General features: G+C 65.6%; 9 protein-coding genes. 2 read left to right on the forward strand and 7 right to left on the reverse strand.

Going from position 1 to position 12,015, the window contains the following annotated elements:
* Nucleotides 1–19: 19 nt before the first annotated feature.
* The 7 genes from KVX96_RS02170 to KVX96_RS02200 form a co-directional block, all read right to left on the reverse strand.
* Nucleotides 20–616 carry a Crp/Fnr family transcriptional regulator gene (locus tag KVX96_RS02170; RefSeq protein ID WP_261192566.1) on the reverse strand — a complete coding sequence of 199 codons (597 nt, stop codon included), beginning with the start codon at nt 614–616 and terminating at the stop codon, nt 20–22.
* 105 nt (nt 617–721) lie between these two features.
* A complete protein-coding gene (locus KVX96_RS02175) occupies nt 722–1,375 on the reverse strand; it encodes a pyridoxamine 5'-phosphate oxidase family protein (protein ID WP_261192567.1) in 654 nt (217 codons plus the stop codon).
* A gap of 44 nt (nt 1,376–1,419) precedes the next feature.
* Nucleotides 1,420–2,739, reverse strand: coding sequence for a cytochrome-c peroxidase (locus KVX96_RS02180; RefSeq protein ID WP_261192568.1), 1,320 nt, complete (start codon nt 2,737–2,739; stop codon nt 1,420–1,422).
* Nucleotides 2,736–3,752: an aldose epimerase family protein gene (locus KVX96_RS02185; protein ID WP_261192569.1), complete on the reverse strand. Its 1,017-nt coding sequence runs from the start codon at nt 3,750–3,752 to the stop codon at nt 2,736–2,738. The genes KVX96_RS02180 and KVX96_RS02185 overlap by 4 nt, the downstream gene beginning before the upstream one ends.
* A gap of 31 nt (nt 3,753–3,783) precedes the next feature.
* A complete protein-coding gene (gene xylA, locus KVX96_RS02190; protein WP_261192570.1) occupies nt 3,784–5,091 on the reverse strand; it encodes a xylose isomerase in 1,308 nt (435 codons plus the stop codon).
* Nucleotides 5,088–6,542, reverse strand: coding sequence for a xylulokinase (gene xylB / locus KVX96_RS02195; RefSeq protein ID WP_261192571.1), 1,455 nt, complete (start codon nt 6,540–6,542; stop codon nt 5,088–5,090). The genes xylA and xylB overlap by 4 nt, the downstream gene beginning before the upstream one ends.
* Before the next feature lie 136 nt (nt 6,543–6,678).
* Complete coding sequence (locus KVX96_RS02200; RefSeq protein WP_261192572.1) at nt 6,679–7,998, reverse strand: MmgE/PrpD family protein; 1,320 nt, start codon at nt 7,996–7,998, stop codon at nt 6,679–6,681.
* 381 nt (nt 7,999–8,379) lie between these two features.
* Here KVX96_RS02200 and KVX96_RS02205 point away from each other — a divergent pair, with 381 nt between their 5' ends.
* Nucleotides 8,380–11,202, forward strand: a complete 2,823-nt coding sequence (locus tag KVX96_RS02205; RefSeq protein ID WP_261192573.1) for a molybdopterin oxidoreductase family protein — start codon at nt 8,380–8,382, stop codon at nt 11,200–11,202.
* Between the two features lie 65 nt (nt 11,203–11,267).
* The gene (locus KVX96_RS02210) at nt 11,268–12,014 is read left to right on the forward strand and encodes a 4Fe-4S dicluster domain-containing protein (RefSeq protein ID WP_261192574.1); all 747 of its coding nucleotides are present in this window, start codon (nt 11,268–11,270) and stop codon (nt 12,012–12,014) included.
* Nucleotide 12,015: the final 1 nt, after the last annotated feature.

Consider the following 12,015-nt stretch of genomic DNA (forward strand, 5'->3'; position numbering starts at 1 on the left):
CGCTTTGACGGTGACTCTGTCACCGCAGGCCTGCGGCAATCTGTTCCAACGCTGTCCGGCTGAGGATGGCGATGCCCTTCTCGCGTTGCAGCACCCACCCTTCCTCGGCAAAAGCCGCCAGCCGGCGCGAGACATAGGCCCGGCCCGAGGCCGTTTCGGTGGCCAGATCGTTGTGGGTGGCTGCCACCACCCCGTCGTTCGACGCCAGCCGCAAGAGCGCCTTGGCGAGGCGGGAGTCGAAATGGGTGAGCGCGACGTCCTCGATCAGTTGCTGATACTCCGTGAAGCGGGTCGAGATCGATACGAGAACCTGCTCGCGGAAGCCCGCGTCCCCGGCGAATTTTTCGCGGAACGCCCCTGCGGGCACAAGCTCACCGGCGAGATCGGTTTCAGCCACGCCTTCCGCGCCATAGGGTTCATCGTTGATCAGGCAGGAAAACGTCTGCAGGCAGACCTCGCCGGGGCGCACCCGGTAGAGCACCACCTGCCGCCCGCTCGCGCCGGTCAGTGTGACCCGGATCATGCCTTCGGTCAGGATCACGAACCCCGGGCAGGCCTGCCCCGGTTGAAACAGGATCTGGCCCTTCTTTGCGGTGAATCCGTTTTGTCGTGCCATGCCGAAACCCCGTTCTCTGCCTTGGCGATTAGAGCCGCGGGGCACGGGTTTCGCAAGCCGGCAGATCGGCTGGGCGGGGTGCGAGCGCTGCCCGCCGCGAGGCCTTCAATACATCGAGGTCCGGTAGGCTTCTTCCAGCTTGCGATCCAGCGCGTCCATATCGGCCTTGGTGGCCGGTGCGCTGTTCGTCTGATCGTGGATGATGGTCATCAGCGAGGGCAGGGCGCTGCGGTCCTGCCGCTCCTCCGGATCCCAGAGCCGTGAGCGCCGCAGCGCCTTGGCGCAATGCAAAAACACCTCCCGCACCCGCACGACGATACCAAGCGTCGGTGCGCGCCCGTTCACCGAAAGCGGGGCCAGCAGATCCGGGTCGCGCGTCAACAGGGCCTCGCCGTTCACGCGCAGGGTGTCCTCATAGCCGGGGATGAGAAACAGCAGCCCCACGGCGGGATTGCCCAGAATGTTGGAGAGCGTGTCGAGCCGGTTGTTGCCCGGGCGGTCGGGGATCAGCAGGGTGTGGGGATCAAGGATCCGCACAAAGCCGCGCGGATCGCCGCGCGGGCTGACATCCGCCGTGCCAGCCGCCGATTGTGTCCCGATGCAGAGAAACGGCGCGCGTTCGATGAAGGCGCGTGCGTGGGGATCGATGTGATCGATGCACTTCTTCACCGCAATCTCGTGGGTTGGCGCGAAGCCGCTGCGCAGGGCCGCCTCGTCCGTCACGAGGAATTCTGGTTTCAGATCAAAGGTATCCGGCATCGCGTGTCACTCCCTTTGGTTCGCGGACGGCTGCCTTTCCGCCCCTATTTCGGCACGGGCAGCCCGCTTGGCACTTTTTTCGGTACGCCGAGCCGCCCCTTGATGGCCTGCGGATCCTCCAGCGCGGCGAGGAAGGCGAGGATCTGCGCCACCTGCGCATCGCTCAATTCGCGCGCGGGCAGATCGCTGGCCAGCGCGATGGCCTGCACCTCTTCCGGGCGGTCCAACACCCAGCTGTCGATGCCGGGGTCATGGCCTTCGGGCAGCGCGGGCAGATCGGCCAGCGCGATGTCGTAGCTCATCAGCCAGCCTTCCGGATCCAGATGGTGGCGGACCACATCTTCCAGCGCGGCATAGGCGCCGGTGTGGCCGTAGGGGGCGGTGTGGGTTACGTTGCGCAAGGAGGGCGTGCGGAAACGGTAGGCATCCTCCTCGCGGCCCGTCACGCGCATGCGGCCCATGTCGCGGTGGTGATCCTCGAACCGTGCCGCTTTGCCGGGGCCGAACTGGGGCATGGCGATGGCGTGGAAGCTGTGGTCCGTCTGGAAGCGGCCCGCGTGGCAGTCGGCACAGCCTGCTTCGCCATAAAACAGCTCCATCCCGGCCAGCGCGTCGCCGGTCAGCGGGGCTTCGCCGCGCAGGTGCTGATCGAAGGCGGAATTGTCCGCGCGCCATTCCTCGGCGATGAAATCGGCCACGACGTTGGCGATGTCGGTAAAGCCCACAGGCGCGCCTTCGCCCAGCAGGGCGTCGAAGCGTTTGCGATATTCAGGGATCGCCGCCACGCGTTCGGCAATCTGCGCCCAAGCCCCGCCCTCATGGGTCAGTTGCCCCAGCCGCACCGCCTGGGAGATCGGATTCTCGGAGTAATGCCCGGCCATCTCATCAGCCGACAGCACCGGGAACATCGCCTGCGCTGAAAGCACGCTCTGGAAACCGGCGACCATCTCTGCCCCGAGCGGCGTGCGGATGCCGCCGGGCTTGTTCGGGTCGGCCTCAAGGCGGCCATCGTGGAACATCACGGTGAACTCGGCTGCGCCAAGGTTGAACAGCGCCGGCGCGTTGCGGGGGATGCGCTCTTCGGGCGGGTTGTCGGGATCAACCTTTCGCTCCGGGCCAAGCCCGATGCCGCCATCGCCGATGGCGAGCGACACGCCATCGCCGGTGCCGAATTTCGGGTGGTGGCAGGTGCCGCAGGCGACCTCCTGATTGCCCGACAGCACCGGATCGTAAAACAGCAGCCAGCCCAGCTCCACCGCCGCCGGATCGCGCGGAGTGAAGGCGCCCTCGGGCAGCAGGGGCTGCGCGGCGGCGGGCAGCGCGAGGAAGGCCGCGGCGGCGGCAAAGCGTGCGGCGCGGATCATGCGGGGGTGGCTCCTGCAGTAAGCTCCAGCTCCAGAACTTGCAGATAGGGCTGGTCGGGTGTTGCGATGATCGACGGAAATTGCGACTTGTTCACCGAATCCGGGCTGTGCTGCGGTTCAAGGCAGAGCCCGCCGAAGGGGTGATAGCTGCGGCCATCAAGGCCGCCGTGGATGTCGCCAAGAGCAGACGCCGTATAGGTCTGGATCGCGGGCTGATCGGTGATGAGCGCAAGCGACAGCCCGTTGGGCGCGGTGAGCCGTGCGGCGGGTTGCGCCGGGTCACGGCCCGCGCGCAGCAGGATGTTGCCGTCCATCCCCTTCAGCTCGGGATCGCGTGCGCGCATCACGGTGGGCTGGCGATAATCCATATGCGCAGGCAGGGGCGCGACCTCTCCGGTGGGGATCAGATCTTGGGCCACGGGCGTCCACTCGCCACCGTCCAGATACAGCTGGTGATCCCAGATCGGCCCTTCGCCCATCAGGTTGTAATAGGCGTGCTGGGCGAGGCAGATCGGCGTCGGGCGATCCACCGTGGCGCGCATCTCGTAGCGCAGCCGCCCACCCTTGAGCGCAACGGTGATGGCAAAATCGGCCACGCCGGGAAAGCCCTCTTCGCCATCGGGCGAGCGATAGGTGAAGCGCGCGGCATTGGCCGCGGTATCAAGCTCCACGGCCATGTTGCGCTGGCTGAGGCCGCCCGCCCCGCCGTGCAGCATGTTCGCGCCTTCGTTGGCGGGCAGGGAGTAGGCCTGCCCGTCCAGCGTGAAGCGCGCGCCGCCGATGCGGTTGGCCACGCGCCCCACGATCACGCCCAGATAGCGGCTGTTGGCCAGATAATCGAGCGGATCATCCAGCCCCAGCACCACGGGCTGATCGACACCACCATGGGCGATGCGCCAATCCTGCAGGGCGACGCCGAGCGAGAGCAGGCAGACTTCCTGCGCGCCCTCTTCCAGAACAACCCGCTGCATCTGCCCGCCACCGGGCAGATCAATCGCCTGAAGCCTGCTCATCGTCCTGTGCCCTGCTGTTGGCGGAGCCGCTTCAGACGAAGCGGTTCCAGAGGTTTTCGAGGTATTCCTGCTTGCCCGAACGCGGCTCGGGGTTCACGCCCGAGGTTGCCACGTAATCGGCCATCTCTTCCAGCGTATAGCCGCCCGAGAGGATCTTCTGCCCCTGATCGCCTTTCCAGCCTGCGTAGCGGTCGGCCACGAAAGCGTCATAGGTGCCGTCTTCGATCACGGCGGCGGCGGCTTTCAGGCCACGGGCGCAGACGTCCATCCCGCCCACATGGGCCATCAGCAGATCTTCGGCGTCGAGCGACTGGCGGCGCAGCTTGGCATCGAAGTTGGTGCCGCCGTTGCCAAAGCCCCCGGCTTTCAGGATGTGGTAATAGGCCATCGCCACTTCCGGCACGTTGTTGGGGAACTGGTCGGTGTCCCAGCCGGATTGGTAATCATTGCGGTTCATGTCGATGGAGCCGAAGATGCCCAGAGCCGCCGCCGTGGCGATTTCATGCTCGAAACTGTGCCCGGCGAGGATCGCGTGGCCCTGCTCGATGTTCATCTTCACTTCGTTTTCCAGCCCGTGGCGCTTGAGGAAGCCGTAGACGGTGGCCACGTCGTAATCATACTGGTGCTTGGAGGGCTCCTGCGGCTTGGGCTCTACGAGGATGTCGCCCTTGAAGCCGATCTTGTGCTTGTACTCCACCACCATGTTCAGCATCCGGCCCATCTGCGCGTCTTCCTGCGCAAGATCTGTGTTGAGCAGGGTTTCATAGCCTTCGCGCCCGCCCCAGAGCACGTAGTTCTCCCCGCCAAGGCGCTGGGTGGCGTCCATGCAGGTCTTGATGGTGGCGGCGGAGAAGGCAAAGACCTCTGGGTCCGGGTTGGTGGAGGCCCCGGCCATGAAGCGGCGGTGGGTGAAGAGGTTCGCGGTGCCCCAGAGGAGCTTCATGCCCGTCTCTTCCTGCTTCTTGGCGAAGACGTCCACGATCTCGTTCAGGGCCTTGGTGTTGTCGGCGAAATTGCCCATCTCCGGGCGCACGTCGGCGTCGTGGAAGCAGTAGTAGGGGGCACCCAGCGCGGTGAACATCTCAAACGCCACATCGGCTTTCAGCTTGGCTTTCGCCATTTCGTCACCGAACCACGGGCGGTCAAAGGTCTGGCCGCCGAACGGGTCGCCACCGGGCCAGGCGAAGCTGTGCCAATAGGCGATGGCGAAGCGCAGGTGATCCTCAAGGCGCTTGCCCATGACAACCTCATCCGGGTTGTAGTGGCGGAAGGCCAGCGGGTTGGTGCTTTCGGGGCCTTCGTAGGCGATCTTGTCGACGGGGAAAAATCCGGTGCTCATGGGTTCAATGCCTTCAGTGCAGGGTAAAGCGCGCGATACTGGGCGAAGGCCGTCTCATAGGCCTCGGCCAGATCGGCACGCGGTTCGATGGTTTCGGCCACTTGGGGCCGGGTCATGATATCGGCCGGGGCGGCGCCTGTGTGGCCCACCATGGCCAGCCGGGCCGCGCCCAGCGCCGCGCCGAAATCGCCCGCCTCGGGCAGATCGACGGGGATGTGCAGAAGCGTTGCGATCAGCTCCACCCAGTAGCGGCTGCGGGAGCCGCCGCCGATGGCCAGCACGCGCGAAAGATCGGTGCCGGTGCCTTTCAGCGCCTCATAATTGTCGCGCAGGGCAAAGCCCACGCCCTCCATCACCGCCTGCGTCAGCGCGGCGTGATCGGTGGCAATTTCAAGCCCGGTAAAAGCGCCGCGGATGCGGCTGTCGTTGTGGGGGGTGCGCTCGCCGGAGAGATAGGGCAGGAAGCGCACCGCGCCGGGGCCGGCGATCTGGTTGCCGAGAAGGCCGGAAAGCTCCGCCGGGCTCTTGCCGAGGTTGCCCGAGAGCCAGTTCATACAGTCCGTGGCGGCAAGGATCACGCCCATCTGGTACCACGTGCCGGGGATGGCGTGGCAGAAGGTATGGACAGCACTTGCCGGATCCGGCGCGAAGCTGCCCTTGGCGGCCAGCACCACGCCGGAGGTGCCAAGCGAGACGAAACCGTCACCTTCCGTGAAGCAGCCCACGCCGCAGGCCGCCACGGCGTTGTCGCCGCCGCCGCCCACCACGACGCAGGGCCCGCTGATGCCCCACTCCGAGGTCAGCGCGGGGCGCAGCATCCCGGCCACCTCGCTGCCTTCCACAAGATCGGGCATCTGATCGCGGCGCATGCCGGATTTTTCCAGAAGCTCCGCCGACCAATCCCGCGCGCCGACATCGAGCCAGCTCGTGCCCGCACAATCCGACATATCCCCCGCGATCTCGCCGGTGAGCCAGAGCCGCAGGTAATCCTTCGGCAGCAGCACCTTGGCGACCTTGGCGAAGGTCTCGGGCTCGTGCTTGGCAAGCCACGACAGCTTGGGCGCGGTGAAGCCGGGAAAGACGATGTTGCCGGAGATCTCCCGAAAGCCCGGTGTGGCGTCCAGCTCGGCGGCTTCCACGGCAGAGCGGGTGTCGTTCCACAGGATACAGGAGCGCAGCACGCCGCCATTGGCATCCAGCAGCACCGCGCCGTGCATATGGCCCGAAAGCCCGATGCCCTTGAGCGCCGAAAGCTCTGCCGGGTGGCGCGCTTTCAGCTCGCCCAAAGCGCCTTCGCAGGCGGCAATCCATTCCGCCGGATCCTGCTCGCTCCAGCCCGAGTGCGGGTGCTGCACGGTGCAGGCGCGCTCGGCTGCGCCAATGATCGCTCCGCCAGCGTCCACGAGCAGCGCGCGCAGCCCGGACGTGCCGAGATCCAATCCCAGATACATCTTTGCCTCCCAAATGCCGCGATCCGTGGCGCGCGTCCTCCTCAGGTGCGGGCCTTCGCGGCAGCTTTTATTTTAGCTGTTAAAATATATAGGAGAGAGTCGCGGGGGCTGTCAATGACTCTTCACAGTGCTCCGCTCAGGGATCGGCCCGCAAGAGCGCGCCAAGGGCGGTGACATCCGCCGCCCCGGCAAGCCCCATGACGGCCTGTGAAACAGCCTCTGCCATAGGCAGGCCGAGCAGGGCTATGGATTTCTCCCGCAGGCGCAAGGCTTTGCTATGCAGGGAGATTTCCGCGTTCAGATCATGGTGGGCCTCGCGCGTTTGCCCCGTGTTCAGCCGCAGGGACACGTGGGAGGCGCTTTCGGCAATGCCCTCGTCAGCAACCACCTCCACGCGGTCACGCAGGGCGGTGAGCGTGGGCAGGGCGCAGGTCTCATCCGAGAAGCTCTCCAATGCGCCGGTTTCTACCCCGGCCAGCGCCATCGCCGCCGTGAGCCGGTAGCTGAACTTCGCCTCAAGCCCGGTCTGGGGGTTAGCGATGTTGCACACGCTCAGCCAGCGCGGGTGGGTGTGGATCTGGACAGAGTCGATGGTCTCCAGATCCTCGACGGGCAAAAGCGCGCGCAGGGCTTCAAGCGCGGCATGGGTGCCGTGGCAGCAGGCGTGGAACTTGTAGGAGGTGCCTTCCAGCACGAAGACTTCCCCCAGCCCGGCGAGCGCTTCCCTGTTCGCCTCACCGTGGTGCGTTTCGCCAAAACCCTGCGGTCCGTCCAGCCCCGCAGGCGTGCTGCCCATGCCGAAGGCCACCAGAAGCGCGGCCTCGACGCCCGCACTGGCGGCCTGACCGGCGTTATAGGGTTTGCCCATGGTGCCAAACTGGCTTTTCAGCCCCGCCGCGCGGGTGGAGGCCAGCCCGATCACCTGAGCCATCTGCGCCCGATCGAGCTTCAAGAGCCGCCCCGCCGCCAGCGCAGCGCCGAAACAGCCGGCCGTGGCTGTCTGGTGGTAGCCCACCTGATAATGCGCCCGGCCCAGCCAATGGCCGATCCGGCAACTGGCCTCATAGCCCAACACGCAGGCCGCAAGGAACTCCGCGCCGGTCGCGCCCTGCCGTTCGGCCACGGCCAGTGCGGCGGGAAAGACCGTGACGCTCGGGTGGCCGATGTGGAGGAAATGCGTGTCGTCGTAATCCAGCGCATGGCTCGTGGTGCCGTTCAGCAGCGCCGCCGCGCGGGCGGGCAGCCGCTGCGCCTGCCCGAAGCCGCTTGCCTCGCCCATGCCAGCCTCCGCCAGCACCAGATCGGCCACGATCCGGGACACTGGCTCCTCGATCCCGGCGCGCCCCACGCTGAGCCAGTCGAGCAAGGAGAGCCGGATCACGGCGCGCGCGCTTTCGGGCAGGGCACTTTCTGGCGTCTCGGTCACGAATCCGGCGATGGCATCGGTGAATGACATGGGCTAGACCTCCGTCGGGCAGGGTGCGGCGCGCCTGATGCGGCCAATCGGCAGGAAATCACGCTTGTGCGGCCCTGCCAACCAGACGCGGGCGCGCAAAAAATTGCTGCCCCCATGTGGGAAGCAATTTGCCCGACGCGCTTGGAAAACCATTTTGTTTTGCAGCCCGCGTGTGGATCAATTTTCATACATTCCCCAAACTGGACGGAACATTTGGCCAATCTGGAGTCATATGCGAAGATTTTTTAATCGCTTTCGAACCCTTGAAGCGCGTATGACTGCCCTCAACGCGCAAACAATGGCCCCGGGCGCAGCCCGTGGCCAACGCGGGCCGTGGCAGCCGGCCTGCAAGCAAGCCAAGCGGGAGGCCGGTACAGCCGCATGACACATCATCAGCCCAAGATCGACCTGTCGCCCAAGGTCTCCGACGAGATCCGCAAGACGACCTGCTACATGTGCGCCTGCCGCTGCGGGATCAACGTGCATATGAAGGACGGCAAGGTCGCCTATATCGAGGGCAACCGCGATCACCCGGTCAATCAGGGGGTGCTCTGCGCCAAGGGCTCTTCGGGGATCATGCAGGTCAACGCGCCCTCGCGGCTGCGCGCGCCGCTCAAGCGGGTGGGGCCGCGTGGCTCCGGTCAGTTCGAGGAAATCAGCTGGGAAGAGGCTCTGACGCTCGCCACCGACTGGCTCGCGCCGATCCGCGAGGAAGCGCCGGAGAAGCTGGCCTTCTTCACGGGCCGCGATCAATCGCAAAGCTTCACCAGCTTCTGGGCGCAGGCTTTCGGCACGCCCAACTACGCCGCGCATGGCGGGTTCTGCTCGGTGAACATGGCGGCGGGCGGCATCTACACCATGGGCGGGGCATTCTGGGAGTTCGGCCAGCCCGATTGGGATCACGCCAAGCTCTTCATGCTCTTTGGCGTGGCCGAGGATCACGACAGCAACCCGATCAAGATGGGGCTCGGCAAGCTGAAGGCGCGTGGCGCGAAGGTGATCGGGGTGAACCCGATCCGCTCGGGCTATAATGCCGTGGCCGACGAATGGGTCGGCATCACGCCGGGCACCGATGGTCTGTTCATCCTGTCGCTCGTGCACTGCTTGCTGAAGGCGGGCAAGATCGATCTGGAGTACCTCACCTGGTACACCGATGCGCCCTGCCTCGTGAACTGCGATCCCAACTCGGAAGAATACGGCCTGATCCTGCGCGATGAGGAGGGCCGCGCGCTTGTCTGGGATCGTATCGAGCGCCGCCCGCGCTGCTACGACAAGCCCGATGTCTGCCCGGATCTGGGTGGCACTTGGGTGAACGAGGGCATCGAGCATAAATCCGTCTTCCAGTTCATGGTCGAGCGCTACCTGAGCGACGAATACAGCCCCGAAGCCGTGGCCGAGCGCTGCGGCGTGCCAGCCGGCAAGATCCGTGCCATCGCCAATGAGCTGGCCCGCGTGGCCTTCGAGGAAGCTTTCGAGATCCAGCAGGAATGGACGGATTTCCGTGGCAAGAAGCACAAGGTGATGAAGGGCCGCCCCGTGGCCATGCACGCCATGCGCGGGATTTCCGCTCACGCCAACGGCTTCCAAACCTGCCGCGCGCTGCACACGCTGCAGATCCTGCTGGGCACCGTGGAAGTGCCCGGCGGCTTCCGCTTCAAGCCGCCGTACCCCAAGCCGGTGGAAGCCCACCCCACGCCCCATTGCAAGAGCCAGCCGGGCCGCCCGCTCGATGGCCCCCACCTTGGTTTCGTGCGCGGCCCCGAACATCTGGCGCTGAAGGAAGACGGCACGCCCGCGCGGATCGACAAGGCGTTCTCCTGGGAAAACCCGATGAGCGCCCATGGGCTGATGCATATGGTCATCAGCAACGCCCATGCGGGCGATCCCTACGAGATCGACACGCTGTTCATGTACATGGCGAACATGAGCTGGAACTCCTCCATGAACACCAAGGGTGTGATGGAGATGCTGACCGACAAGGGCGAGGACGGCGAATACGTGATCCCGCGGATCATCTATTCCGATGCCTATTCCTCGGAGATGGTCGCCTATGCCGATCTGGTGCTTCCCGACACCACCTATCTGGAGCGCCATGACTGCATTAGCCTGCTGGACCGCCCCATTTGCGAGGCCGACGGCGCGGCGGATGCGATCCGCTGGCCGGTGATCGAGCCGGACCGCGATGTGAAGGGCTTCCAGTCTATGCTCTGCGATCTGGGCGCGCGGCTCGGCCTGCCGGGCTTCGTCAATGAGGACGGCAGCCAGAAGTATGCGGATTATGGCGACTACATCACCAACCACATCCGCCGCCCCGGAGTAGGGCCGCTTTTTGGCTGGCGCATGGGCGAGGACGGCAAGGAGCAGCCCGGACGCGGCGCGGCCAACCCCGATCAGCTGCAGCGCTACATCGACAACGGCGGCTTCCACCTGCAGCACGTTCCCGATGCGGCGCGCTACTACAAGCCGTGGAACATGGAGTACCAGGATTGGGCGGTGAAGATGGGGCTCTTTGATGTCCCGCATCCCTACCTGTTCACGCTCTACTGCGAGCCGATGCGCAAGTTCCAGCTGGCCGCCGAAGGCCATGGCGAGCGCCAGCCACCCGAGCATCTGCGCGCCCGCATCAAGGCGACGATGGATCCGCTGCCGATCTGGTGGGACACGGTGGAGGCAAACCGGGGCGCGGAGTATCCCGTTCACGCGCTCACCCAGCGCCCGATGGCGATGTACCACAGCTGGGGCAGCCAGAACGCCTGGCTGCGGCAGATCCACGGCCAGAACCCGCTCTATGTGCCGACGAAAATCTGGGAAGAGAACGGCTTTGCGGAAGGCGACTGGGCGCGGGTGACCTCGCCCCATGGCGAGATCGTCGTGCCCGTGGCCCATATGGCGGCGCTGAACGCAAACACCGTCTGGACATGGAACGCCATCGGCAAGCGCAAGGGGGCCTGGGCGCTGGAAGAGGATGCGCCGGAGGCCACCAAGGGCTTCCTGCTCAACCACCTGATCCACGAGCTGCTGCCCGAAAAGGGCGACGGGCTGCGCTGGTCCAATTCGGACCCGATCACCGGGCAGGCGGCATGGTTTGATTTGCGGGTGCGGATCGAGAAGGCGGCTGCGCCTGCGGAAAGCCAGCCCGCCTTTGACCCAATCGCCTCGCCTGTGGGGCACGGCCCCAAGGTCAACCGTCAGAAGGTGGGGTGAGCGATGCGCAATAACTTTCATGCCTCCGGCGGGGATATTTTCAGAACAAAGTGGGGCCCCAAGCGATGACCGCACTGCCTGACAGCACCGAGAAAAAGCTCGGGCTCGTGATCGATCTGGACACCTGCGTCGGGTGTCATGCCTGTGTGACGGCCTGCAAGGGTTGGAACACCCAGAACTACGGCGCGCCGCTGGCGGATATGGATGCCTATGGGGCCGATCCGGTGGGCTCCTTCCTGAACCGGGTGCATGCGTTTGAGGTCCAGCCCGAGGTGGGGGCCGCGCAGACGATCCATTTCCCGAAATCCTGCCTGCATTGCGATGATGCGCCTTGTGTAACGGTGTGTCCGACCGGGGCCAGTTACAAGCGCGTGGAGGATGGCATTGTTCTGGTCAACGAGGACGCTTGCATGGGCTGCGGGCTTTGCGCCTGGGCCTGCCCCTATGGCGCGCGGGAGCTGGATCAGGACGCGGGCGTGATGAAGAAATGCACGCTCTGCGTGGACCGCATCTATAACGAGAACCTGCCCGAGGAAGACCGCCAGCCGGCCTGCGTGCGCACTTGCCCCGCCGGCGCGCGCCATTTCGGCGATTTCGCGGACCCGGAGAGCAATGTCTCCAAGCTCACCGCCGAACGCGGCGGCATGGCGCTGATGCCCGAGCAGGGCACCCAGCCGGTGAACCGCTACCTGCCGCCGCGCCCGAAGGACACGATGGAGGAGGTGGACGTGCTGGCGCCGCTCCTCAAACCCGTCGCCGAGGAGCCCAAGGGCTTCCTGGGCTGGCTCGACAAGGCTCTGGAGAAGCTCTGAC

The organism is Pseudoruegeria sp. SHC-113 (assembly GCF_025376885.1).
Classification (GTDB): Bacteria; Pseudomonadota; Alphaproteobacteria; order Rhodobacterales; family Rhodobacteraceae; genus Pseudoruegeria.

Excerpts from the sequence above, each read along its gene's own strand:
- KVX96_RS02170 (WP_261192566.1), bottom strand. The coding sequence starts at position 616 with ATGGCACGACAAAACGGATTCACCGCAAAGAAGGGCCAGATCCTGTTT.
- KVX96_RS02175 (WP_261192567.1), bottom strand. The coding sequence starts at position 1,375 with ATGCCGGATACCTTTGATCTGAAACCAGAATTCCTCGTGACGGACGAG.
- KVX96_RS02180 (WP_261192568.1), bottom strand. The coding sequence starts at position 2,739 with ATGATCCGCGCCGCACGCTTTGCCGCCGCCGCGGCCTTCCTCGCGCTG.
- KVX96_RS02185 (WP_261192569.1), bottom strand. The coding sequence starts at position 3,752 with ATGAGCAGGCTTCAGGCGATTGATCTGCCCGGTGGCGGGCAGATGCAG.
- xylA (WP_261192570.1), bottom strand. The coding sequence starts at position 5,091 with ATGAGCACCGGATTTTTCCCCGTCGACAAGATCGCCTACGAAGGCCCC.
- xylB (WP_261192571.1), bottom strand. The coding sequence starts at position 6,542 with ATGTATCTGGGATTGGATCTCGGCACGTCCGGGCTGCGCGCGCTGCTC.
- KVX96_RS02200 (WP_261192572.1), bottom strand. The coding sequence starts at position 7,998 with ATGTCATTCACCGATGCCATCGCCGGATTCGTGACCGAGACGCCAGAA.
- KVX96_RS02205 (WP_261192573.1), top strand. The coding sequence starts at position 8,380 with ATGACACATCATCAGCCCAAGATCGACCTGTCGCCCAAGGTCTCCGAC.
- KVX96_RS02210 (WP_261192574.1), top strand. The coding sequence starts at position 11,268 with ATGACCGCACTGCCTGACAGCACCGAGAAAAAGCTCGGGCTCGTGATC.